The sequence below is a fragment of the Microbacterium algeriense genome (genome assembly GCF_008868005.1).
Taxonomy (GTDB): domain Bacteria; phylum Actinomycetota; class Actinomycetes; order Actinomycetales; family Microbacteriaceae; genus Microbacterium; species Microbacterium algeriense.
On the sequence record NZ_WAAO01000003.1, the window covers coordinates 628981 to 652001 of the forward strand.

Annotated in this window: 20 protein-coding genes; 4 read left to right on the top strand and 16 right to left on the bottom strand. The window is 70.6% G+C overall.

Annotated elements, in window-relative coordinates; translation table 11 throughout:
- Nucleotides 1-14: 14 nt before the first annotated feature.
- From F6A08_RS16675 to F6A08_RS16740, 14 genes are all read right to left on the bottom strand, one after another.
- Entirely contained in the window at nucleotides 15-2093 is a 2079-nt protein-coding gene (locus tag F6A08_RS16675) for an iron ABC transporter permease (protein WP_124894683.1), read from the bottom strand.
- A complete protein-coding gene (locus tag F6A08_RS16680) occupies nucleotides 2090-3121 on the bottom strand; it encodes an ABC transporter substrate-binding protein (protein ID WP_151460076.1) in 1032 nt (343 codons plus the stop codon). Before F6A08_RS16680 ends, F6A08_RS16675 begins: the two co-directional genes overlap by 4 nt.
- Nucleotides 3122-3145: 24 nt before the next feature.
- Nucleotides 3146-3985 (bottom strand): ABC transporter ATP-binding protein, encoded by an 840-nt coding sequence (locus tag F6A08_RS16685; protein WP_151460077.1) that lies wholly within the window; start codon nucleotides 3983-3985, stop codon nucleotides 3146-3148.
- Between the two features lies 1 nt (nucleotide 3986).
- Nucleotides 3987-4949 carry a siderophore-interacting protein gene (locus F6A08_RS16690; protein WP_017201873.1) on the bottom strand — a complete coding sequence of 321 codons (963 nt, stop codon included), beginning with the start codon at nucleotides 4947-4949 and terminating at the stop codon, nucleotides 3987-3989.
- Complete coding sequence (locus F6A08_RS16695) at nucleotides 4939-5739, bottom strand: ABC transporter ATP-binding protein (RefSeq protein WP_017201874.1); 801 nt, start codon at nucleotides 5737-5739, stop codon at nucleotides 4939-4941. The genes F6A08_RS16690 and F6A08_RS16695 overlap by 11 nt, the downstream gene beginning before the upstream one ends.
- Entirely contained in the window at nucleotides 5736-6821 is a 1086-nt protein-coding gene (locus F6A08_RS16700) for a FecCD family ABC transporter permease (protein ID WP_151460078.1), read from the bottom strand. The genes F6A08_RS16695 and F6A08_RS16700 overlap by 4 nt, the downstream gene beginning before the upstream one ends.
- Before the next feature lie 2 nt (nucleotides 6822-6823).
- Nucleotides 6824-7867: a FecCD family ABC transporter permease gene (locus tag F6A08_RS16705; RefSeq protein ID WP_124894678.1), complete on the bottom strand. Its 1044-nt coding sequence runs from the start codon at nucleotides 7865-7867 to the stop codon at nucleotides 6824-6826.
- 30 nt (nucleotides 7868-7897) lie between these two features.
- Entirely contained in the window at nucleotides 7898-8923 is a 1026-nt protein-coding gene (locus tag F6A08_RS16710) for an iron-siderophore ABC transporter substrate-binding protein (protein ID WP_124894677.1), read from the bottom strand.
- A 168-nt stretch (nucleotides 8924-9091) separates the two neighbouring features.
- On the bottom strand, nucleotides 9092-9295 hold the full coding sequence (locus F6A08_RS16715; protein WP_017201878.1) for a cold-shock protein: 204 nt from the start codon (nucleotides 9293-9295) through the stop codon (nucleotides 9092-9094).
- Nucleotides 9296-9369: 74 nt separating this feature from the next.
- On the bottom strand, nucleotides 9370-12264 hold the full coding sequence (locus F6A08_RS17895; RefSeq protein WP_151460079.1) for a helix-turn-helix transcriptional regulator: 2895 nt from the start codon (nucleotides 12262-12264) through the stop codon (nucleotides 9370-9372).
- A gap of 65 nt (nucleotides 12265-12329) precedes the next feature.
- Entirely contained in the window at nucleotides 12330-12596 is a 267-nt protein-coding gene (locus tag F6A08_RS16725) for a hypothetical protein (RefSeq protein ID WP_124894675.1), read from the bottom strand.
- A 179-nt stretch (nucleotides 12597-12775) separates the two neighbouring features.
- The gene (locus F6A08_RS16730; RefSeq protein ID WP_225855875.1) at nucleotides 12776-13825 is read right to left on the bottom strand and encodes a hypothetical protein; all 1050 of its coding nucleotides are present in this window, start codon (nucleotides 13823-13825) and stop codon (nucleotides 12776-12778) included.
- A 116-nt stretch (nucleotides 13826-13941) separates the two neighbouring features.
- Nucleotides 13942-14397: an SRPBCC family protein gene (locus F6A08_RS16735; protein ID WP_017201881.1), complete on the bottom strand. Its 456-nt coding sequence runs from the start codon at nucleotides 14395-14397 to the stop codon at nucleotides 13942-13944.
- A 101-nt stretch (nucleotides 14398-14498) separates the two neighbouring features.
- Nucleotides 14499-15455: a manganese catalase family protein gene (locus F6A08_RS16740; protein WP_124894674.1), complete on the bottom strand. Its 957-nt coding sequence runs from the start codon at nucleotides 15453-15455 to the stop codon at nucleotides 14499-14501.
- A gap of 161 nt (nucleotides 15456-15616) precedes the next feature.
- Between F6A08_RS16740 and F6A08_RS16745 the strand changes: the two genes are divergently transcribed.
- The 3 genes from F6A08_RS16745 to deoD all read left to right on the top strand — a co-directional run bounded on the left by F6A08_RS16745 (nucleotide 15617) and on the right by deoD (nucleotide 18174).
- Entirely contained in the window at nucleotides 15617-16654 is a 1038-nt protein-coding gene (locus tag F6A08_RS16745) for an FUSC family protein (RefSeq protein ID WP_151460080.1), read from the top strand.
- 18 nt (nucleotides 16655-16672) lie between these two features.
- Nucleotides 16673-17341 (top strand): DNA alkylation repair protein, encoded by a 669-nt coding sequence (locus F6A08_RS16750; protein ID WP_151460081.1) that lies wholly within the window; start codon nucleotides 16673-16675, stop codon nucleotides 17339-17341.
- Between the two features lie 122 nt (nucleotides 17342-17463).
- Nucleotides 17464-18174: a purine-nucleoside phosphorylase gene (gene deoD, locus F6A08_RS16755; protein WP_151460082.1), complete on the top strand. Its 711-nt coding sequence runs from the start codon at nucleotides 17464-17466 to the stop codon at nucleotides 18172-18174.
- A gap of 123 nt (nucleotides 18175-18297) precedes the next feature.
- Here deoD and putP read toward each other — a convergent pair whose 3' ends face one another.
- Nucleotides 18298-19809: a sodium/proline symporter PutP gene (gene putP / locus F6A08_RS16760; RefSeq protein WP_124894670.1), complete on the bottom strand. Its 1512-nt coding sequence runs from the start codon at nucleotides 19807-19809 to the stop codon at nucleotides 18298-18300.
- A 155-nt stretch (nucleotides 19810-19964) separates the two neighbouring features.
- Between putP and F6A08_RS16765 the strand changes: the two genes are divergently transcribed.
- Nucleotides 19965-22595, top strand: a complete 2631-nt coding sequence (locus F6A08_RS16765) for a DEAD/DEAH box helicase (protein WP_151460083.1) — start codon at nucleotides 19965-19967, stop codon at nucleotides 22593-22595.
- A 1-nt stretch (nucleotide 22596) separates the two neighbouring features.
- On the opposite strand, the gene F6A08_RS16770 is transcribed toward F6A08_RS16765, so the two are convergent.
- Nucleotides 22597-22986, bottom strand: a complete 390-nt coding sequence (locus F6A08_RS16770; protein ID WP_017201888.1) for a VOC family protein — start codon at nucleotides 22984-22986, stop codon at nucleotides 22597-22599.
- Nucleotides 22987-23021 lie beyond the last annotated feature (35 nt).

Here is a 23021-nt window from a genome sequence, read left to right on the forward strand (position 1 = left end):
CGATTCGGCGCGGGTCAGCGGGAGCGCCAGAGCAGCCAGACGAAGTACGGGGCGCCGATCAGCGCGACCACGAGACCCGCCGGAAGCTGCGCGGGGGCGATCACCGTCCGGCCGATCGTGTCCGCGATGCCCACGAGCAGACCGCCGAGGAGCACCGCCGTCGGGATGACCCGCGAGTGCCGGGCCCCCACCAGGGCCCGCGCGGCGTGCGGTGCCACGAGCCCCACGAAGCCGATGACCCCGATCGCCGTCACGCTCAGCGCCGCGAGGATCGCCGCCACCAGCAGCAGCGTCAGCCGGACGGGCTCCAGGCGGATGCCGACCAGTCGCGGCGTGTCCTCATCGAGCGACAGCACATCGAGCTCCCGGCGACTCATCACCACGAACGGCACCGCGATCACGAGGACGATCGCCAGCGGGATGACCTGCTCCCACACCCGCCCGTACGTCGTCCCGGAGAGCCAGGTGTAGATCTTCGGGGTGTCCCACGGGTTCGAGCGCAGCAGGAAGAAGGTCGTGAGGGAGACCGTGAAGTACGACACCCCGATGCCGATCAGCAGGAACCGGTCCGCATTCAGGCCTCCCCGCCACGAGAGCAGGTAGACGAGGGCGAAGGCGAGCAGCGAACCGGTGACGGCCCCCGCGATCATCCCGCCCGTCGACGACGTGATGCTCGTGAGCACCAACACCGCGCCGAGCCCGCCGCCGCCGGTGACGCCGAGGATGCTGGGATCCGCCAGCGGGTTGCGGCTCACGCCCTGGATCACGGCGCCGGAGAGCGCGAGCGCTGCGCCGGCGACGACGGCGGCCACGATCCGCGGCGCCCGCTCGTCGAGGGCGAAGGCGATGGGCGCGGGAGCCTGCCCCTGCAGCCACAGCGCGATGTCGCCGGTGAGCAGCCAGGTGTGCCCGGCCAGCAGTCCGAGCAGCAGCACCCCGACCACGCCGAGGGCGACGAGGGCGAGGGTGATCCGGAAGCGCAGACGGCTGCGGACGCCGAAGCGCACCCGCGGAGGCTCGCGCGTGGGCCCGGCGTCGCGGAGGCGTCGGGCCATGAGCACGAGCACGATCGCGCCGAGCAGCGTCGTCGCGACGCCGGTCGGGATGAGGATCGCGGCCTCCGCGCCGATGAGCGCGCGCAGGAGGGCGTCGGAGAGGATGACGACGAGCGCGCCGAGGAGGCCGGCCGCGGGGATCAGCAGCACATGGCGGTTCAGGCTCGGCACCACGCGGGTCAGCAGCCGCGCGAGCACCGGCGCGCACAGCCCGACGAATCCCATCGGCCCGGCGAGGGTCACCGCGACCGCCGTCAGGGTGACCGCGAGCAGGATCCCGATGGCCCTGGTCGACCGGATCGGCACGCCGAGCGACGAGGCGGTGTCGTCTCCCAGGGACAGGATGTCGAGGCGCCGCGCGAGGACGAGGGCCAGCACCGTGACGACCACGACGACCGGCGCCGCCTGCAGGAAAGCGGTGAGTCCGAGCTGCGACAGGCTCCCGCTTCCCCACGCCAGCAGTCCCTTGGTCTCCTCGTCGAACAGGATGAGCAGGGTCGAGGTCGCGGCCTGGAAGGCGAGCGCCAGCGCGGTGCCCGCGAGGATGAGGCGGGTCGTGGACGACCCCGCCCCGCCGGCGAGTCCGAGCACGATGCCCGCGGCGACGATGCCGCCCGCGAACGCCACCGCGCCGGAGGCCCAGACCGGCACGGCGATCCCGAACGCCGCGAGCGCCGTGACGGCGAGGTAGGCGCCGGCGGTCACCCCGAGCGTGTCCGGCGACGCGAGGGCGTTGCGGGCGAGGGACTGCAGCAGGATGCCGGCGACGCCGAGGGCCACGCCCACCGCGACGCCGGCGGCGAGCCGCGGCACCCGCGAACCCCAGAGGACGTCGGTGTCGGCGAACACGGCGCCGCTCGTGCCCTGCGTGAGGTGCCAGCAGGCGACCGCGACCAGCACGACGGCGAGCGCGATGAGCACACCGACGCCCGTCCACACCGCCGGTTTCCGACCCTCCGCCCCCACGGGGACGGCGGACGGCGGAGCGGCGGGCTCCGCCGTCGCCGTCGTGTCGTCGAGGCGGAGGGTCTCCGTCACTTCGAGAGCACCTCGACGTAGCCGTCGATGATCTGCTCGGTCGAGCGCGGGCCGCCGAAGGTCCAGATGCCGGCCGGGAACGCGGTCAGACGGTCCTCCGCCACCGCGGGGAGCGAGGTCCAGGCGGGGTTGTCCGCGAGGGCGTCGACGAAGCTCTCCGAATCCGGGTCCTCGGTGCCGGTGTAGAACAGGTTCGCGTCGCCGACCGTCGTCATGCCCTCGACATCGGTCTGCCCGAGGCCGTATACGGGGTCGACCTCCCCGGTCCAGGCGTTCGTCAACCCGAGCTCCTCGCCCACCTCGCCGACGAGCGAGCCCTGGCCGAACGGACGCAGCGCCACGTTGCCGCCGTCGACCCAGCCGTCGAAGAACACGAAGTCGGTGGTGGCGAGGTCGCGGTCGGCGAGCTCGGCCTTCGCGGTGTCGAGGTGCTCCTGGAAGGCGTCGGTGACGACCTCGGCGCGCTCCTCGCGGCCGGTGACCTGCGCGATGAGGTCGAAGGTGTTCAGCATCTTGGCGATCGGGTCCTTCGCATCGGCGCCGACCGTCGCGAGCACGGGCACGTCGTAGGCCTCGAGCTGCGCGACGATGGGGTCGTCCGCGGCGTTGACCTCGACGATCACGAGGTCGGGGTCGGTGCCGAACAGCGTCTCCAGGTTCGGCTCCTGGCGGGTGCCCACGTCGACGACGCCCTCCGGCAGCTCCTCGGCCGTCACCCAGGTGCTGTAGCCCTCGGCGTCGGCCACCGCGACGGGCGTGACGCAGAGCGACAGGGCGTCCTCGATCTGCTGCCACTCGAGCACCGCGATGCGCTCGGCCGGCTTGTCGAGCTCGACCGTGCGGCCGAGGTCGTCGGTGACGGAGACCGCCCCGGTCGAGGTGCTCGTCGTGTCGTCCGTGCAGCCCGCGCTCGTCGAGGTCGGGGCGTCCGATCCCTGGGCGGACGGCGTCTGCGTGGTGCCACAGCCGGCGAGCGCGAGGGTGAGGGCGCCGCCGAGGGCGAGCACGGCGAGGGGGGTCTTCTTCATCGGTGGTTCCTTCAGGGGTCGGGATCAGGAGGCGGAGGGAGTGCGGAGGCGACCGTGGTGGCGGCCGCGCGGACGCACCCGCACCAGGCCGGTCTCCTCGTCGAGGGCGGTGTCGATGCGCAGGCCGTACACATGCGACAGGTTCTCGCCGGTGAGGACTTCGGCGGGAGCCCCCGCCGCGTGCACCCGCCCTCGGTGCATCAGCACGACGTCGTCGGCGACCGAGGCGGCGTGGTCGAGGTCGTGCAGCACGACGCCGAGCGCGGTGCCGTGGTCGTCGGCGAGCTCCCGCACCAGGTCGAGGGTCTCCACCTGGTAGCGCAGGTCGAGGTGGTTGGTCGGCTCGTCCAGCAGCAGCACCCCGGTGTCCTGGGCGAGCGCGGTCGCCAGCCACACGCGCTGCAGCTCGCCGCCGGAGAGCTGGTCGACCGGGCGGGCGGCCATGGCGGACAGTCCGGTGAGGGCGAGGGCACGCGCCACGGCGGCGCGGTCGGCGTCGCTCACGCCGGAGAAGCGTCCGCGGTGCGGGTGCCGCCCGTACGCGACGACGTCGGAGACCTCGATCCCGGACGGGTGCGGCCGGGACTGCGACAGCATCGCGACGGTCTTCGCGAACTCCTTGGCGGAGAGGGCGGCGGCGTCGCGCTTCTCCGCGCCGCCGACACGCACGGTCCCCGCCTCGATGCGGTGCAGCCGCGCGAGGGCGCGGAGGACGGTCGACTTCCCGCTGCCGTTGGGCCCGATCAGCGCGGTCACCCGGCCTGGCGCGAGGCGCAGGGAGACGTCGTGCACGACGCGGGTGCGGCCGTAGCCGAGGACGAGGGATTCCCCCTCCAGGCTGTGGCGATCCACGGTGTCGGTCATCTCAGCCCCGCATGGCGACGCCGCGGCGCCAGTAGCCCATGAACGCGACCTGCCCGCGGTCGATGCCGAGGTCCTTGACCAGGTGGCGGCGCAGAGTGGTGACGACGCCGCTCTCCCCTGCGATCCAGAAGTAGCGCTCGGCCGGAGCGGTCCGCGGTGCGAGGTCCTCCCCGAGACCCGAATACTCCGGGGTCTCCCACAGCAGGTCCTCACTGTCGATGTCGGTCACGCTGATCGCGTCGGTGGCATCGGCGTCGCCGAGGTATCCGAGCACCGCGGGGATGAGGCGCAGACCGTGCGGCTCCCCCGCATCCCGCGGCAGCCAGTGCACCTCCACGCCCGCGGGCGCCTCGATGCGCAGGATGTCGGCGGGCGAGGGCACCTCGATGAAGGCGACGCCGCGCAGGTCGCGGGGGGCGTCCTCCAGGATGCGGGCGATCGCCGGAGCGGCCGTCTCGTCCCCGGCCAGCACGACCGAGTCGGCGGTGCCCGGCGCGTACTCCGCTCCCCCGTGCGCATCGACGTCGACGCCGCGGCGGGGTCCGACGAGGTACAGCTCCTGCCCGACCGCGGCCCGGCTCGCCCACAGCGATGCGGGACCGGTGAGCCCGGGCTCGAGGTGCAGCACGAAGTCGATGTCCACCTCCGTGCCACCGTCCGCATCGAGCCGCAGCTCCCGGACCGAGTAGGTGCGCATCGACCCGCGCTCGTCCTCCGGGACGGCGAGGAACGCCTGCCACCAGCTGTCCGAGCTCCGGTCGAGGTCGGGGAGCACGCCGGATGCGGGCGGGAAGACGAGCTTGACCCGGCTGTCGAACACCTCGCCGGGGGTGCCGAACTCGAACAGCTCGTCGCCGCCGAAGGTGACCCGCACGAAGGACGGGGAGACGCGGGTGACGGCCCGCACCTCGGCGCGGGTGAGGATGTACGTCGGGCGCTCGGTCGTGGTGGTCTCAGCGGACATGGTGCCTCCCGATGGGTGTGACCATCGGCTTGCCGGAGACCGGGTCGATGGTGATCTGATTGGCGAGGCCGAAGACCTCTTCGACGAGTTCGGCGGTGACGACGTCCTGCGGGGCTCCGACGGCGTGCACGCGTCCGTCCTTCATGGCGACCAGCTCGTCGGCATAGCGCGCGGCGAGGTTGAGGTCGTGCAGCACCATCACGATGGTCGTGCCGCGCGAGACGCTCAGGTCGGTGAGCAGGTCGAGCACCTCCACCTGGTGGGCGACATCGAGGAACGTGGTCGGCTCGTCCAGCAGCAGGATGTCTGTCTCCTGCGCGAGGGCCATCGCGATCCACACCCGCTGCCGCTGGCCGCCGGAGAGCTCGTCGACGCTGCGGTCCGCGAGCTCGGTGATGCCGGTCGCGTCGAGGGCGTCGGCGACCACCTCGTAGTCGTGCGTGCTCCACCGGGCCAGCATCTTCTGATGCGGGTGCCTTCCACGGCCGACGAGGTCGGCGACGGCGATGCCCTCCGGCGCGACGGGAGACTGGGGAAGCAGCCCGAGGATGCGCGCGACCTCCTTGGTGGGCCGCGTGTGCACCGACCTCCCGTCGAGCACGATCTGCCCGGCGGTCGGCGACAGCAGCCGGGCGAGCGAGCGCAGCAGCGTCGACTTGCCGCATCCGTTCGCCCCCACGATGGTCGTGATCTTCCCTGGTGCGATCTGCAGGTCGAGTCCGTCGATGACGGTGCGGTCGCCGTAGGCGAGCGTCACCCCGTCGGCCGACAGGCTGTGGGACACGGTCATAGCGAACCCCCGGAGCGGTTGGTGCGGATGAGCAGGTAGATCAGGTACGGCGCGCCGACGACACCGGTGATGACGCCGACCGGGTAGCGGGTGCCGAAGACGAACTGGCCGATCAGGTCTCCGCCGAGCACGAGCACCGCGCCGACGAACGCCGACGGCAGCAGCAGGTTGGCGCCGGGGCCGGTGATGCGCGCGGCGATCGGTCCCGCCATGAAGGCGACGAACGCGATCGGCCCGGTCGCCGCGGTGGCGAACGCCAGCAGGGCGACCGCACCGAGGATGAGCAGGAGCCGCGTCGCGTTCACCCGGATGCCGAGGCCGGCGGCCGAGTCGTCGCCGAGCTGCAGGGCGCCCAGCGCGCGGCCCTGAGAGAGCATCAGCGGCACGATCACCGCCGCGGCGATCGCCATCGGCAGCACCCGCTCCCAGGAGGCGTTGTTGAGGCTTCCGGTCAGCCACTGCATCGCCGTCTGGATGTCCCAGTTCGCCGCGCGCGACAGCAGGTACGAGATGACGCTCTGCAGCATGGCGGCGACGCCGATGCCGATCAGGATGAGGCGGGTACCGGCGAAGCCGCCCTTGATGGAGAGCAGGTAGATCGCCAGGGCCGTGACGATCGCGCCGCCGAGGGCGAACAGCGAGACGACCGGACCGTTGAGCGACAGCACCACGATCCCGAACACCGCGGCCGCGCCGGCGCCGTTCGAGATGCCGATGATGTCGGGCGAGGCGAGCGGGTTGCGCAGCATGGTCTGGAAGCACACGCCGGCCATGCCGAAGCCGATCCCGGTGAGGACGGCCAGGACGGCGCGCGGCAGGCGCAGGTCGCCGACGGTGAAGGAGGCGCCGGGCACGGTCTCGCCGAGGATGACGCGGATCACCTCATCGGGCGTGTAGAACGTGTTGCCGACCATCAGGGCGACCGCGAAGAGCACGAACAGTACGATGCCGAGGACGATCGTCGCGACGGCGTGGCGACGGTGACGCGACCGCCGGCCTGCCACGATGCGCGCGACCCTCGTCGCGGCGGGCTCATCCACCCGCTCGAGCGTGTGCTCGGTGTGCTCGGTGTGCTCCGTCATGCTCACAGCTCACGCACCTTCTGCCGGCGGACGATCCAGATGAAGAACGGGGCGCCGATGACGGCCGTGATGATGCCGACCTGGATCTCCTCGGACGACGGCGCGATGACCCGGCCGACGATGTCGCTCGCGGTCAGCAGCGCGGCTCCGGCGATGGCCGAGAACGGCAGCAGCCAGCGGTGATCGGTCCCCACGAGCATGCGGCAGACGTGCGGGATGATCAGCCCCACGAATCCGATGGGCCCGGCGATCGCGGTCGCGGCTCCGGCGAGGATCACCGCGCCGAGCGCGGAGATCATGCGCGTGCGGAACACGTTCTCGCCCAGCCCCTTGGCCATCTCGTCACCCAGCGCGAGGGAGTTCATCCCCCGCGCGCACAGGAAGCAGATGAGGGCGCCGACGGCGAGGACCGGGGCGGTGAGGGCGATGCGCGGCCACTCCGCCCCGCCGACCCCGCCGATCTGCCAGGACTGGAAGGTCTGCAGCAGGTCGACCCGCGGCAGCATGACCGCGCTGATGAGCGAGGCGAAGGCGGCGGAGGTGGCGGCGCCGGCGAGTGCGAGCTTGAGCGGCGTGGCTCCGCCGCGCCCGAGCGAGCCCACGGCGTACACGAACACGGCGGCGAGGCCCGCCCCGGCGATCGCGAAGGCCATCTGGCCGTACGGGTTCGCGAGACCGAAGAAGGCGATGCCGAGGACGACGGCGAGCGACGCGCCGTTGGAGACGCCGAGGATGCCGGGGTCGGCGATGGGGTTGCGCGTCACCGCCTGCATGGTCGCGCCGGCGAGGGCGAGCGCCGCCCCGACGAGGAGGGCGAGCACCGTGCGGGGGATGCGCTTGACGATCGCGGCCTGGGCGATGGTATCGGTGTGTCCGTTGAGCGCGGCGACGATGTCGTCGACCGTGACCGCCCGCACCCCGAAGGAGATCGACATCACGCACAGCACGAGGAGGACGACCGCCCCGATTACCAGCCAGAGGGTGCGCCGGAGCACCGGACGCCGCAGGTCTGCGGCGTCCGGTGCGAGGACGGTTGCTGTGGTCACTGCGTCACTCCGCGGAGGCGGATCGAGCGATTACGGAGCGAGCGGAGCGGCCAGGAGTCCGAGGTAGTCGCTCAGCCCCCACGGGATGGACAGCGGCGACGGGTTGGCCGACGCGGCGATCGGGGTGGCGTCCGGCAGGACCGCGATGCGACCCTCGGCGATGGCGGGGATCTTCGACAGCAGCGGGTCGGCCTGCAGCAGGGGGATGATCGAGTCGTCGCCGTAGGTGATGAACAGGTCGACGTCGTCGAACTTCTGCGCTTCCTCGGCGCTGACGCTCAAGTAGAACTGCGTGCTGTCCTTGTTCTCCTCGACGATCGCCGGCAGCGGCAGTCCGAGTTCGTGCAGGTACCCGGGGCGCGTGTCGATCGCGGTGTAGTAGCCGACCTGGCTGAGGTCGGTCGGATCGATGTAGGAGAAGAGGACCTTCTTGTCCTTCAGGATGCTGTTCTCCTCGAGCGCCTTGTCGGCATCGGCGTGCAGCTGCTCGATGAGCGCCTCGCCCTCCTTCTCGAGGCCGAGCGCCTTGGAGTCCAGCTCGATCATGTCGTCGACCGACGTGCCCCAGGCGACCTTGGGGAAGGCGACGACCGGAGCGATCTTGGAGAGGGTGTCGTACTCCTCCTGCGTGAGGCCGGAGTAGGCGGCGAGGATCACGTCGGGCTCGGTGTCGGCGACGGCCTCGTAGTCGATGCCGTCCGTCTCGTCGAACAGCACGGGGGTCTCGGCCCCCAGCTCGTCGAGCTTCTCCTCGACCCAGGGCAGCACGCCGTTGTCGTCGTCATCTCCCCAGGTGGCCTTGCTCATGCCGACGGGCACGATGCCCAGGGCCAGCGGCACCTCGTGGTTCGCCCACGCGATCGTCGCGACGCGCTCGGGCTTCTCCGAGATCGTCGTCTCGCCGTAGACGTGCTCGACCGTGACCGGGAACGCGTCGTCGGAAGCCGGGTTGCCGCCGGACGGGGCCGTCGACTCCGGCGCGGAGGAGGCGCAGGCGGAGAGGCCGACGGCGAGCGCGGCGGCCGCGCCGATGGCGAGGATTCGAGAGATGCGCACAGGCGTTCCCTTCGGTGTGGTTTCGGGTGAGCGGCGCAGAACGCGCCTCGGCCTTTGGTAAGCCTGGCCTAATCTAACACGGAGGTTAGGTGAACCTCACCTCGACCACATGCGAAAAGCCGGCCGGATCCGTGAGGATCCGGCCGGCTTCAGGAAGTCAGCGCGCGCTCAGAGAGCGCGGATGTTCGCCGCCTGCATGCCCTTGGGGCCACGCTCAGCGTCGAATTCGACCTTCTGGTTCTCGCGGAGCTCCTTGAAACCGGAGCCGGCGATAGCCGAGTAGTGGGCGAAGAGGTCGTCCGAGCCGTCATCGGGAGCGATGAAGCCGAAGCCCTTCTCCGAGTTGAACCATTTCACAGTGCCAGTGGCCATGTGTTTTCTACTTTCTGTTGAACGGCTGTTCTCACAGCCTGCACCGTGCCGGAACATCCGACACGCGCGCTCTGTCACGCTACCACGACAGGCTGACGGTCAGTCCGGAGATTCGGATTCTTCTGCCGGAGTGCGGCTTCGGTGCGCGTGCTCACGCCGAGTTTGCGCAGCACGGCCGACACGTGCACGCTCACGGTCTTCACGCTGATGAACAGCCGCTCGGCGATCTGCCGGTTGCTCAGCCCCTCGGCGATGAGGTCGAGCACCTGCCGCTCGCGTGCCGTCAGGGCGTCGGCCTCGGTCCCGGCGGAGGACTGCGGAACGGGGCGCACGGCCAGCCCGGCGTTCGTGGCGAACCGCTCCACCGCGAGCTGCAGCTGCACGTGCCCGAGGGATTCGGCGATGCGGGCGGCCTCCGCCAGGACGAGCGAGGCCGCCGTGCGATCGCCCTCGCCCACGTGCAGCCGGGCCCGTTCGATGCGGAGCACCACGCGGAAAGTCACCGGCACATCGTCTCCGGCCGCACAGCGGAGGGCGTGATCGAGTGCGTCGGCGGTCGGGTCGAGCAGGGCGTGGAGCACGATCGACCACGCGTCGCCCTGGAGCTGCGTGGGCTGAGCGAGCCACGCGGCGCTGATCTCGTCGCGCGCCGCTGCCGTGTCGACACCGTCCGCCCGCAGCTCGGCGATGAGCGCCGCCCCCTCCAGCAGCAGTCGGCGCTGGTGCAGCAGAGCGGGCCGCTCGTCGCGGATCATCTCGCGGATCGTGTCGAGCGCATCCCCGAGGTCGCCGCGGCTCTCCGCCACCGCGACCTGCATCATCACCCGGTCGTACCAGATCTGCCGCTCCGAGACGCCCGTCTCCTCGAACGCGGGCAACCAGTCCTGCAGCAGCTCCGCCGCCTCCGTCGCGCGGCCGCGCCACGCCAGCACCCGCACGCGGGTCATGCTCATGTACATCCGGAAGACCCGCAGCGTGCCCTGCATGAAATCGCGCGCGAGCATCTCCTCGACGCGGTCGATCTCGCCCAGCTCCAACAGCGGCACCACCATGTTCTGCGCCATGATCGAACCCGAGGTGCGCTCGACGCGGAGTTCTCGTGCGCGGCGCAGCCCCTCCTCCGCCACGTCGACCGCCTCCCGGTAGCGCCCGAGCAGCGTCAGCAGGTCGGAGTAGTTGACGCGATACCGCATCTCGGCGGTCGACCCTGCGGCGAGGTCGCGGGCGCGCTCGTACTCGCGCACACCCGCGTCGACCTCCCCGAGGTGAGCCAGGGATCCCCCGCGCACGTTCGCGGCGATGGACAGCTGATCCGTGGTCGCCGCCCCGGCCGCCGCCTGTTCGGCTTCGTCGGCGAGCCGGATGGCCTCCACCCGGTCGCCCGCGATCATGCGGCGACTCGCGAGCTGGTTGAGCAGCTCGGCGCGGAACACCTCGTCGTGCACATGCTCTTCCGCGATGGCCAGCGCCTCCTGCAGGAGCGGGATCGCACCGAGACGCCCCAGGTTCACCAGGTACAGCGCCTTGTTGCGCAGCAGCCGCGCGTGCAGCCGCGGATCGACGGTCTGCGGATCGACCTCGGCCAGGGCGACGTTCGCCACCGCGAGAGCGCGCTCGCCGTCGCCGGCGTTGCGCAGGATCGACCCCAGGACCAGAAGCAGGTCGAGGCGGGCCGTTCCCGCCGCCTCGGCGGCATCGGGGACCAGCGGCCACAGCTCGAGCACGAGCTCGCCGAAGCGCGCGGCGCTCGCGAACGCGTACTGCGCCTTCGCCTGACGCATCGCTTCCGCGGCGGCGATCAGCGCCTTCCGATCGTCCTGCGCGAGCTGCCAGTGATACGCGAGCGCGGCGGCGTCACCGCTCTCGGATTCCGCGCAGTGGGCCTCCAGCGCCTCGGCGTACGAGCGGTGCAGGCGCGCGCGCTCCCCGGGAAGCAGGTCGTCGTGCACCGCCTCGCGCAGCAGGGCATGCCGGAAGCGGTAGTCGTCGTCGACCACGACGAGGATGCCGCTGCGCGTGGCCTCGCGGATGGCCTCGTCGAGCCGCTCCTCCGACATGCCGACCAGACGCGTGATGAGAGGGTGCGACAGCGGACGCTCCGCCCCGGACGCGACCTGGACCACCCGGCGCGCGTCGTCGCCGAGACGGTCGAAGCGGGCCAGCAGCAGGTCGCGCAGGCTGTCGGGGAGCGGCCCCTGCGAGCATCCGGCGATCTCCTCGATGAAGAAGGGCACGCCCTCGGCGCGCTCCTGCATCCGGTCGAGCGCTGACGCCGTGAGCGGGGTGCCCGTGATCTGCTCGGCCAGCTCGCGCACCGCGGTGTCGTCGAGCCGTCCGAGCGTCAGCCGCTGGAGCAGCCGCGCCCTGGTGGCCTCGCCGATGAAGCGGCTCACGGCATCGCCGCGGCGCACGTCGTCGGTGCGGCACGTCAGCAGCAGCAGGATGCGTCCGCGCCCGAGCGCCCGCAGCAGGAAGGAGAGGATCGCGAGGGTCGACTCGTCCGCCCAGTGCAGGTCTTCGATCACGAGCACCTGCGGGGCGCGCTCGGCCGCCGCCTCGATCAGGGAGGCGATCGCGTCGCGGAGGCGCTCGGGGCTGGTGCGCTCCCGCTCGGTCGGCGCGTCGACGAGCTCGGGCAGCAGCATGCCGAGCGCCTCGGCGCCCACGCCGACCGACTCACGCACGTGTTCCACGCCCATGCGCGCGACGATCGATCGCAGGACGCCGGTGAGAGGGCCGTACGGGGTGCGCGAGGCGCCGAGGTCGAGGCACCATCCCACGTGCACGTCGGCGGTCTGTCCGATCTCGGCGGCGAACTCGCGCAGCAGCCGCGACTTGCCGATCCCCGCCTCGCCCTCCACGAGCACGGCGGCCGGGGCGCCGTCGCGGACCTCTGCGAACACCCGGCGCAGCTCGGCGAGCTCGGCCGCACGGCCGACCATCGCGACGCTCGACAGAGAGGAGGACATGGATTCATCGTCCCACCCCCGACCGACATTCGGGGCGCCTCCCGGCTCCGCGGAGATGACGGCCGTCACCGTGCGGAGACGGCGGCGGTGTCGCACGGCCTGGCGCTGCGGTCGACCGTGATCCGCGCGCTCGCCCCCGCCTCCCGCGCTCCGGTCCGCCGGGCTGCGGGACGCGCGAACAGTCGCTGCAGCATCCGCCGCAGCGCCCCGGCCGGACGCGGCACGATCTGGTCGGCGTGCTCGGCGAGGAACAGGCGTCGGGCTGCGGCGCGCTCCAGCTCCTCCTGCTCGAAGCGGGTGAGCTGCTGGCTGAGATACGGGTGCTCGTACATGGGTTCTCCTCGACGATCTGCTGTATCCCTAGATTCCGCTCTGAGTCCCCCTCGTCACATCGGACGGATGCCCTATCTTTCGGAGCTCTCCCCATAGGGATGCCACCGGGAATCAGGCGGTCACGCCACATCAGGCGGGTGGACGCGCGAACGGCCTGATCCCGCGTGATCGCCTGACCTCACGCGTGCGACCGCAGCGTGCGGCGAGCGGAGGGCCGCGACTGCGGCGGAGTGAGGATGGCGAGCACCCGGACCAGCGTCGCCATCCACAGCAGCCCGAGTCCCACGACCACGGCCTCGAGCGCGGTGGCCGAGTACAGACCGAACGGGATCCACAGCAGCACGGCGACCGCGACGAGCACGCCGACCCCGACGGAGGTGAGCAGCAGCGCGCGCGGGGTGTCCGGCACCACGGAAGTCGTCCACGCCGCGGCCGCGACGAACAGCACCAGGCTCGCGAACGCGGCGATGTCATGCGGGACCGGCACGCGGTGCAGCGGCAGCAGTCCGACTGCGGCGAGCGCGAGACCCGTGACCGCCCACAGCGCGACCACCGCCGCCACGCGCCCGAGAGCCCCGTCGCCGAGCAACCGGTGCAGATCGCGGCCGATGTAGGAGCCGACGGTCGCGACCAGGAGTCCCGCCACGACCAGGGTGCCGTTGAACGCCCAGCCGACCCCGAGCTGGGAGAAGTTCGCCTCCCACCAGCGCGGATCCGCCGCGGTGACCATGGCGAACAGCGTGCCGATCACGAGGAACCCGAACAGGAGCGCTGCGAGGTCGGCGGTCCTCAGCTCGACGCCCGCTCCGAAGGCGAAGCGTCCTCCGACGGCGGAGGCCACGCCGGTCAGGATCCCGCCGCCGACCGCCGCGAGCCGGAGCCCTTCGAGCCCGGCCGCAAGAACCTCCGCGGCGAGCAGCACACCCACCGCGGTGACCGCGCCGAACGCGATGGTCACCGCGCCGGTCGACAGGTCGGACACCACGGCCTGCCACCGCGGCATCGGGGTCGTCTCCGCGCGGCGGTGCATCAGCGTGCTCGCGAGGAACGCGGCGGCGGCGACGGCACCGGCGCCCGTCGCGGCGGGCACGGCGAGCGATGCCTCGCCGGTGAGCGGACGCGCATCGCCGCGCAGAAGCAGCCCGCCGACGACCGCGCCGAGCACGAAGCAGATGACGGTCGCCCAGACCGCCCTCGTCTCCGCGCGCAACCGCTCATCCCGGTCCATGCGCCCATGCAAGCACGCACCCCCGACGGCGGGAAGACCTTCGTCTGACCCCCCTGCCGCACGAAGAAGGCCCGACGGCGCACTGCCGTCGGGCCTTCTCTGCATCTGATCTCCGGTCAGGCGTCCACGTCTCCGCGCCAGGCGCCGGTCTCGACACCGCGGCCCTCGATGAACTCCTTGAAGTTCTCCAGGTCCTTCTTCACGGCGTGCGATCCCGCACCCACCAGTGAGCCGAGCTTCTCGAGCAGCCCCTCGGGCTCCCAGTCCAGCTGCACGCTCACGCGCGTGGAGGTGTCGGTGAGCTTGTGGAAGGTCACGACCCCCGCGTGCTCCGTCTCGCCGCCGACGCTGTTCCAGGCGACCCGCTCGTCCGGGTGCTGCTCGGTGATCTCGGCGTCGAACTCGCGCGTCGCGCCGCCGACCTTCACCTTCCAGTGCGTGTGCGTGTCGTCGATCTGGGTGATCGACTCGACCTCGTCGAGGAACTTGGGGAAGCTCTCGAACTGCGTCCACTGGTTGTACGCCGTGCGGACGGGAACGTCGACGTCGATGGTCTCGATGATCTGCACCATGGGATGCTCCTCACTGTTCGTCGTTCGTGTGGTTCCATTCAGCCGGTGATCGCGAAGATCGGCGACGGGGTTGACATCCGCCGCCGATCCCGCGAATGTGCTCAGCTGGTCGACATCCGACCGAACGTCGCATCGATGTCGGCCATCTCCATCTCGGCGGTCGCCTCGATGAGGGCCTGCAGGTCGGCGTCCGCGCCGGGCGAGAACTCCTCCGGACGCTCAGGAGCGATCGTCGACGGCACACCTTCGGGCGCCTGCTCGTCGGCGACCAGATGCGTGCCGTCTCCCGACGGGGACATCCCCTGGAAGATGCGACCGGCCTCCGACCTGTCGTCGAGATCGAACGAGTACTGCTTGCTCTGCAGACCCAGATCGAGCAGGCGCTTGACCTCGGGGAAGCTCTCGGCGTTCGTCTTCGGGATGGGCAGGCTGGTCCGCCAGTTCACACCGAGCGTCTCCAGTGCCTTCGCGTACGCGTTCTCGTGCGCCTGATCGCGGACGATGAGGTACGAGATCGTCGAGCGCGCGGTCTTGTTCGCGGTCATCTCGTACAGCCGGCACTTCTGCAGGCGCCCCGTCGACTCGAGCATCAGGTTGTAGAGCAGGTCGAGCACGAGGTTGCCGGAGTTGTAGACGTAGCTGCCCATCCACGGGTTCCCCGCCGCATCGACCGGCAGCGCACCCTGCGCCCCCACCAGGTAGTGGTGGATGTTGCTGTGGTCGAGGGCGATCTCCAGCGGGACCGCGCCGCCGGCTCCGGGAGCGTCGACCGGGGCGTCCTTCTTGCCCTGATACGCGGGGGAGCCGTCGAGCAGGCGCGAGATGGTGGTGCCGATGAGCTCGACGTGGCTGATCTCCTCGGTGCCGATCCCCTGGATCAGGTCGCGGTAGGGCTTGCCGGCCGGGCCGCGGAAGTTGATGCTCTGGAAGAGGTACTGCATCATCGTGCGCATCTCGCCGAACTGCCCTCCCAGCCCTTCCTGCAGGGCGTTCGCCGCCGCGGGATCCGGCTCGTCCGGCTCGATCTCGTTGATCAGCTGCTGCAGATGGAAGTACATGTCGGCCTCCTCGGCGTCGGGGATGAACGGCCCACTCTGTGCCCCCGCCGCCGATCCACCACCCCGATGGACGGCATCCGCCGCGGCGCGTATCATGCCCCGCCGCGGGCGCTCCGGTCCGGCGTGGGCGACGTCGCACCGGCGGGACTACCGTGGAGGACATGCGCATCCCCGCCGCGATCCGCGCCTCGAAGCGCTCCCCGCTGCTGCAGGTGGTCAAGTCCGCCGCGGCGACGATCGCCGCGTGGCTCATCGCCGGGTGGGTGTTCCCCGCGCAGCTGCCGGTCTTCGCGGCGATCGCGGCGCTGCTCGTGGTGCAGCCCAGCGTGAACCAGTCGCTGTCGAAGGCCCTGGAGCGCAGCATCGGGGTGATCGTCGGCGTCGTGATCGCCGTCGCTCTCGGCCTGCTGCTCGGGTCGCCGAGCTGGATCGTGCTGCTCGCGATCGTGATCGCGATGCTCGTGGCCTGGATCTTCCGCGCATCGCCGGGAACCGGCAACCAGGTGGCGATCTCGGCCATGCTCGTTCTGGCCCTGGGTTCGTCGAGTCCGGAGTACGCCTTCGCCCGCATCGTGGAGACCCTGATCGGCGTCGTGATCGGCATCGTGGTGAACGCCCTGATCGTGCCGCCCGTGCTGGTCGAGCCGGCACGCCGGGACGTCGGTCTGCTGGGGCGGGAACTCGCGGCGAGCCTGGACCGCCTCGCCGACGCGCTGCCCGAACCCCAGACGCCGGCGCGGCTGCAGGAGCTGATGCTGGAGGTGCGACTGCTGCGCCCCATGAAGGACGCGGCGGAGGCATCCATCGCCGCCGGGGAGGAGTCGCTCACCCTGAACCCGCGGCGCTCGACGCACCGGGCCGACCTGACGGAGATGCGGGCGCTGCTCGACCGGCTCTCCCCCATCGTGACGCAGACGATCGGCATGACCCGCGCCTACTTCGACCACTACGACGACTCGATCGGCGAGGAACCAGCGGTCGCCGCCATCGCCGAGCAGCTGCGCCGCGCCGGGCACGATGTCCGCCTCGCGGTGCAGATCGCCGCCGCATCACCGGAGCCGGAGGCCATGACCTCCGCGATCCCCGCGCTCACGGCTCCGCTCGTGATCCGGCCGCCGTCTTCGCAGCACTGGATCCTGATCGGCTCCCTCATGGAGGACCTGCGCCGGATCAGGGGCGAGCTGCTCGACGAGGACTGACCGTCCTACGCTGGTGGCATGGCGGACATGACCGTGACCGAGGCGCTGGGCGAGCTCGCAGCGCTGGAAGACCCCAAGATGCGCGCCGCGAACGAGAAGCGCGGCGACGACCACGGCATGAACCTGAGCAGGCTGCGGGCGCTGGCGAAGCGGATCAAGACCGATCAGCCGCTCGCTCGGGAGCTGTGGGCGACCGGCGAGACTCCGGCCCGGCTGCTGGCGCTGCTGATCTGCGCTCCGCGGGAGTTCGCCGCCGACGAGCTCGACGCGATGCTCCGAGAGCCCCTCCCGCCGAAGGTCGACGACTGGTTCGTGAACTACGTGCTCAAGAAGAGCCCGCACGCGGAGGAGCTGCGTCTGCGCTGGTTCGACGACGCCGATCCCACCGTCGCGGCCGCCGCCTGGTCGCTCACGACCGTGCGCGTGACGAAGGACTCCGCCGGCCTCGACCTCCCGCACCTGCTGGACCTGATCGAGCGCGACCTGAAGGACGCGCCGTCGCGGCTGCAGTGGGCGATGAACGAGACCCTCGCCAACATCGGCATCTTCCATCCCGAGCTCCGCACCAGAGCGCTCGAGATCGGCGAGCGGCTGCAGGTGCTCGCCGACTACCCGACCGCACCCGGCTGCACCTCGCCCTTCGCGCCGCTGTGGATCGGCGAGATCGTCCGCCGCCGCGAGGGCTGAGCACGCGCGGCATCCCCCGCCGGATCAGGCATTCGCGCGGGATCAGGCACTTCTCCCGCGTATCCGCCTGATCCCGCTGCACCCCCTGAGTCGGCGCACGCGGACCTGGCTACGCTGAAGCCATGAGCACGCACATCGCCGCCGCACCCGGTCAGATCGCCCCCATCGTCCTGTTCCCCGGCGACCCGCTGCGGGCGAAGTGGATCGCCGAGACGTTCCTCGACGACGCGGAGCTGTACAGCCAGACGCGCGGGATGCTGGGATTCACCGGCACCTGGGAGGGGCACCGCGTCTCCGTCCAGGGGTCGGGCATGGGGCAGCCCTCCATGGCGATCTACGCGAACGAGCTGTTCACCGAGTACGACGTGCAGACCATCGTGCGTGTCGGTTCGTGCGGCGCCCTGACCGAGCGGGTGAAGATCCGCGACATCATCATCGCGAACGGCGCCAGCACCGACTCGGGCATCAACCGGGTGCGCTTCCACGGACTCGACTTCGCCCCCGTCGCCGACTTCTCGCTGCTGCGGGCCGCGGTGGAGGCGAGCGAGTCCGAGACCCTCGAGTCGACCGTGCACGTGGGACAGCTGTTCTCGAGCGACCAGTTCTACAGCACCCGCCCCGAGGCCACGGAGCCTTTCGTGCGGCACGGCATCCTCGGCGTGGAGATGGAGGCAGCCGGGCTCTACACGCTCGCGGCGTTCCATGGTCGCCGCGCCCTCGCGATCTGCACGGTCAGCGACCACATCGTCACCGGCGAGGAGACCACCGCGCAGGAGCGCGAGCAGACGTTCGGAGACATGATCCGCATCGCGCTGCGCGCCGCCACCTCCTGACGCGGCATCCGCCGCCCCGCCGCATCAGGCGATCACGCCGCGTCAGGCGGATGCTGACGAAAGTCGCCTGAGGTGGCGGGATCGCCTGAGCTCGACAGGCGCGAAGGCGCGGCGGGACGCGGGTCAGGGGGTGTCGCCGACGGCATGAGGGCGCGGGAGCGCCACCATCGCGCCGGTGTCCGTGAACTCCTGCTGGATCTCGTCGTCGTGCCGGTACGTCACCAGGCTCACGGCGACCGCCGCGATCAGGGCGAACACGAAGGCGGGAAGCAGCTCGTAGAGCCCGGTGTCGAGTGCCTTCCAGATGAAGACGGTCGCGGCTCCGACGAACATCCCCGCCAGAGCGCCCCAGTTGGTGAGCTTGCGCCAGTAGAGGCTCAGCAGGATGACCGGGCCGAACGCGGCTCCGAACCCCGCCCACGCGAAGGAGACGAGCCCGAGGATCGTGTCGTTCGGGGTGATCGCCAGCACCGCCGCCACGATCGCGACGCCGAGCACCCCGAGTCGCCCCATCAGCATGAGCGTCTTCTGCGACGGCGGCGTGCGCCGGAAGACCCCGTACAGATCCTCCACCAGCGCCGAGGAGCACACGATCAGCTGGCTGGAGATCGTGCTCATGATCGCGGCGAGCACAGCCGCCAGCACGAGCCCGGCGACGAACGGATGCAGCAGCGTCTGCGACATCAGCAGCACGACCGTCTCCGGATTGGCCAGATCGACGCCCGTCTTGGCGATGTAGGCGACGCCGACGAGACCCGAGAGCACCGCGCCGCCGAGGGAGACGATCATCCACGAGATGCCGATGCGCCGGGCGCTCTTGGCCTCCTGCGGCGAGCGCAGCGCCATGAAGCGCACGATGATGTGGGGCTGACCGAAGTATCCGAGACCCCACGCGAGCGAGGAGACGATGGCGAGGATGGTGCCGCCCGTGAGCGCGGTTCCGGAGAGCAGCGAGAGATGGTCGGGCGCGACCTCGTTGATCAGCTCGCCCGTCTCCGCCAGGCCGCCGATCGCGACGATCGCGGCGACGGGGATCACGATCAGCGCGATCACCATCATCAGCCCCTGGACGACGTCGGTCAGCGACGCGCCGAGGAACCCGCCGAAGAGCGTGTACGCGAGGGTGACCCCCGTGACCAGCAGCATCCCGGTGAGGTAGTCGCCGTCGAAGGAGCTCTCGAAGAAGACTCCTCCGGCCACCATGCCCGAGGAGATGTAGAGGGTGAAGAACACGAGGATGACGACGCCGGAGACCACGCGGAGCAGTCGCGTCGTATCGCGGAGGCGGTTCTCGAAGAAGCTCGGCACCGTGATCGAGTTCCGGGAGACCTGCGTGTAAGCGCGGAGCCTCGGAGCGACGAGCAGCCAGTTCAGGTAGGCGCCGATCGTGAGGCCGATCGCGATCCAGGCCTCGATGAGTCCGGAGACGTAGATCGCGCCGGGGAGTCCCATCACCAGCCAGCCCGACATGTCGGAGGCCCCGGCGCTGAGCGCGGCCACCCACGGCGGCAGATTGCGTCCGCCGAGCATGTAGTCCTCATGGTCGCCGGTGCGCCGGAAGGCGATCCAGCCGATGAGCAGCATCGCCGCGAAGTACACCCCGAGTGCGGCGAACGTGTAGATCTGGTCAGACATCGTCGTCCCTCCTTCGCGGTGCGGCCACCGCATCCGGTCGTCCGTCGATGATGCCACGGGCGTGTGCGGCCTCCTAGCGAGCGACGCGCGAATATACCGGGCCAGGGCTCTCCGGCGCTGAGCCCCCCGACGCCGGATGGGATGATCGATGGATCATGCCTTCCCTCCTCGACGCCGCCCCTCCCGCCGGAGCAGACGCGGACACGGTCTACCTGGCGTTCGTCGAATGGGCGGAGTCGACGGGCATCCGCCTGTACCCCGCTCAGGACGAGGCGGTCATCGAGATCATCTCGGGCAACAACCTGATCCTGTCGACCCCGACCGGCACGGGGAAGTCGCTCGTCGCGGTCGGCGCCCACTTCGCCGCGATCAACGCCGGCGTGCGCAGCTACTACACCGCGCCCATCAAGGCCCTCGTGAGCGAGAAGTTCTTCGCCCTCGTCGACGTGTTCGGTGCCGAGAACGTGGGCATGATCACGGGCGACTCCTCCGTCAACGCCGACGCCCCCATCATCTGCTGCACGGCCGAGATCCTCGCGAACCTCGCCCTCCGCCAGGGCGCCGATGCGGAGGTCGGGCGGGTCGTGATGGACGAGTTCCACTTCTACGGCGACCCGGACCGCGGATGGGCGTGGCAGGTGCCGCTGCTCGAGCTGCCGCAGGCGCAGTTCATCCTGATGTCGGCGACCCTCGGCGATGTCACCGAGCTCGCCGCCGACCTCACCCGCCGGACCGGACGCGAGACGGCCACGGTCACCGGAGTCGAGCGGCCGGTCCCGCTGCACTACTTCTACGAGACGACCCCGATCCACGAGACGATCGACGACCTGCTGAGCACCGGGCAGGCGCCGGTCTACGTCGTGCACTTCTCTCAGGCCGCCGCGATGGAACGCGCTCAGGCGCTGTCGAGCACCAAGGTCGCCACCCGAGAGCAGCGCGACGAGATCGCCGCCCTGATCGCCGAGTTCCGCTTCACGACGGCGTTCGGCAAGACGCTCTCCCGCTTCCTCCGTGCGGGTATCGGCGTGCACCACGCCGGCATGCTGCCGAAGTACCGGCGGCTGGTGGAGCAGCTCGCCCAGCGCGGCCTGCTGCGGGTGATCTGCGGCACCGACACCCTCGGCGTCGGGATCAACGTGCCGATCCGCACGGTGCTGCTCACCGCGCTCACGAAGTTCGACGGCACCCGGATGCGACAGCTGAACGCGCGCGAGTTCCATCAGATCGCCGGCCGTGCGGGTCGCGCGGGCTACGACACCGCCGGCACCGTGGTCGCCCAGGCGCCGGAGCACGAGAGCGAGAACGTCGCGGCGGTGAAGAAGGCCGGCGACGACCCGAAGAAGAAGCGCAAGATCGTCCGCAAGAAGGCACCGGACGGTTTCGTGTCGTGGGGCGAGCCGTCCTTCCGCAAGCTCATCGATGCCGTTCCCGAGACGCTGACCTCGCACATGCAGATCACCAGCGCGATGATGCTCAACGTGATCGCCCGTGGCGGCGACGTCTTCGCCAATATGCGCGCGCTGGTATACGACAACCACGAACCGCGGAAGCGCCAGCGCGAGCTCGCCCTCCGCGCTATCGGCATCTACCGGACGCTCCGCGAATCGGGCGTCGTCGAGAAGACGCCAGACGGCGACATCCGCCTCACGGTCGACCTGCAGCCGAACTTCGCCCTGAACCAGCCGCTGTCCCCGTTCGCCCTCGCCGCGTTCGAGCTGCTCGACCCTTCGACAGGCTCAGGGACCCAGGGGACGACAGGCTCAGGGACCCAGGGGACGACAGGCTCAGGGACCCAGGGGACGACAGGGTCAGGGACCCAGGGGACGACAGGCTCAGGGACCCAGGGGGTCGGGACGGGGTCGTACGCGCTCGACATGATCTCGATCGTGGAGTCGACGCTCGACGATCCGCGCGCCGTCCTGAGCCAGCAGGAGTTCCTCGCCCGCGGCGAAGCGGTCGCGGCGATGAAGTCCGAGGGCATCGAGTACGACGAGCGGATGGAGCTGCTCGAGCAGATCACCTACCCGAAGCCCCTCGACGAGCTGCTGACCGCCGCCTTCGAGGTGTTCAGCACCGCGCAGCCGTGGATCCGCGACTTCGAGCTTCACCCCAAGTCCGTCGTCCGCGACATGTACGAACGAGCCATGTCGTTCGGAGAATATGTCGCCTACTACAAGATCGCTCGCTCCGAAGGGGTCGTGCTGCGGTACCTCTCCGACGCCTACCGCGCGGCCTCGCAGACCATCCCGGAGGAGCTCAAGGACGAGGATCTGCGCGACCTCATCGAGTGGCTCGGTGAACTCGTCCGCCAGGTCGACTCGAGCCTCCTCGACGAGTGGGAGGAGCTGATCGCCGGCGTCGACAACGGTCGCTTCGACCCGCATGCGCCCGACGAGCCGATCGTCCCGCCCGCCCCCAAGCGGCTCACGAGCAACCTCCGCGCCTTCCGCATCCTGGTGCGCAACGAACTGTTCCGCCGGGTGCAGCTCGCGGCGAGGGAAGACGTGGATGCCCTCGCCGAACTCGATCCGGCTTTCGGCGCCGACGCCTGGTCGGACGCGCTCGACGGGTACTTCGCCGACCACGACGAGATCCTGACCGGCGCGGACGCCCGCAGCTCGAAGCTGCTGATCCTCACGGAGGGGCCGACCGCGTGGACCGCACGGCAGATCTTCGACGACCCCGCCGGCGACCACGACTGGGGCATCTCCGCGACGGTCGACCTTGCCGCGTCGGACGAGGCCGGTCAGGCGGTGGTCACGGTGACCGGGGTGGACCGGCTGTAGCTCAGGCCTGCATCACCGCGAGCACGTTGCCCGCGGGGTCGCGGAACCAGGCGATGTCCGGGCCCTGGCCGTTACCGCGGACGATGCCGCGCGAATCGGACGGGAACTCGTCGTCGCTGTAGATCTTCGTCTGCACGCCTCGGTCGTTGAGCTCGTCCACCGCGGCGTCGACGTCCGCCACCGGGAAGTTCAGGATCGTGAAGCTCGCCGGGGTGTGGTTCGGCTTCGCGTACACGAGGATCGAGCCGCCGCGCGGCAGCTTCAGATCGAGGAACCCCATCGCATTGACCTCCACGTCGAGCCCGAGGGTCGTGCCGTAGAACTCCTTCGCCGCGTCGATGTCGTCGACGCTGAATCCGCTGAACGCGTTGTCCGTCGTGAAAGCTGCCATGGGTCCAGCATCCGCCTCCGCCCGCCGCTTGTCGA

What these genes read in the sequence shown, in the direction of transcription:
- F6A08_RS16680 (WP_151460076.1), bottom strand. Translation starts at nt 3,121, where the DNA reads ATGAAGAAGACCCCCCTCGCCGTGCTCGCCCTCGGCGGCGCCCTCACC.
- F6A08_RS16685 (WP_151460077.1), bottom strand. Translation starts at nt 3,985, where the DNA reads ATGACCGACACCGTGGATCGCCACAGCCTGGAGGGGGAATCCCTCGTC.
- F6A08_RS16690 (WP_017201873.1), bottom strand. Translation starts at nt 4,949, where the DNA reads ATGTCCGCTGAGACCACCACGACCGAGCGCCCGACGTACATCCTCACC.
- F6A08_RS16695 (WP_017201874.1), bottom strand. Translation starts at nt 5,739, where the DNA reads ATGACCGTGTCCCACAGCCTGTCGGCCGACGGGGTGACGCTCGCCTAC.
- F6A08_RS16700 (WP_151460078.1), bottom strand. Translation starts at nt 6,821, where the DNA reads ATGACGGAGCACACCGAGCACACCGAGCACACGCTCGAGCGGGTGGAT.
- F6A08_RS16715 (WP_017201878.1), bottom strand. Translation starts at nt 9,295, where the DNA reads ATGGCCACTGGCACTGTGAAATGGTTCAACTCGGAGAAGGGCTTCGGC.
- F6A08_RS17895 (WP_151460079.1), bottom strand. Translation starts at nt 12,264, where the DNA reads ATGTCCTCCTCTCTGTCGAGCGTCGCGATGGTCGGCCGTGCGGCCGAG.
- F6A08_RS16725 (WP_124894675.1), bottom strand. Translation starts at nt 12,596, where the DNA reads ATGTACGAGCACCCGTATCTCAGCCAGCAGCTCACCCGCTTCGAGCAG.
- F6A08_RS16730 (WP_225855875.1), bottom strand. Translation starts at nt 13,825, where the DNA reads ATGGACCGGGATGAGCGGTTGCGCGCGGAGACGAGGGCGGTCTGGGCG.
- F6A08_RS16735 (WP_017201881.1), bottom strand. Translation starts at nt 14,397, where the DNA reads ATGGTGCAGATCATCGAGACCATCGACGTCGACGTTCCCGTCCGCACG.
- F6A08_RS16740 (WP_124894674.1), bottom strand. Translation starts at nt 15,455, where the DNA reads ATGTACTTCCATCTGCAGCAGCTGATCAACGAGATCGAGCCGGACGAG.
- F6A08_RS16745 (WP_151460080.1), top strand. Translation starts at nt 15,617, where the DNA reads ATGCGCATCCCCGCCGCGATCCGCGCCTCGAAGCGCTCCCCGCTGCTG.
- F6A08_RS16750 (WP_151460081.1), top strand. Translation starts at nt 16,673, where the DNA reads ATGGCGGACATGACCGTGACCGAGGCGCTGGGCGAGCTCGCAGCGCTG.
- deoD (WP_151460082.1), top strand. Translation starts at nt 17,464, where the DNA reads ATGAGCACGCACATCGCCGCCGCACCCGGTCAGATCGCCCCCATCGTC.
- putP (WP_124894670.1), bottom strand. Translation starts at nt 19,809, where the DNA reads ATGTCTGACCAGATCTACACGTTCGCCGCACTCGGGGTGTACTTCGCG.
- F6A08_RS16765 (WP_151460083.1), top strand. Translation starts at nt 19,965, where the DNA reads ATGCCTTCCCTCCTCGACGCCGCCCCTCCCGCCGGAGCAGACGCGGAC.
- F6A08_RS16770 (WP_017201888.1), bottom strand. Translation starts at nt 22,986, where the DNA reads ATGGCAGCTTTCACGACGGACAACGCGTTCAGCGGATTCAGCGTCGAC.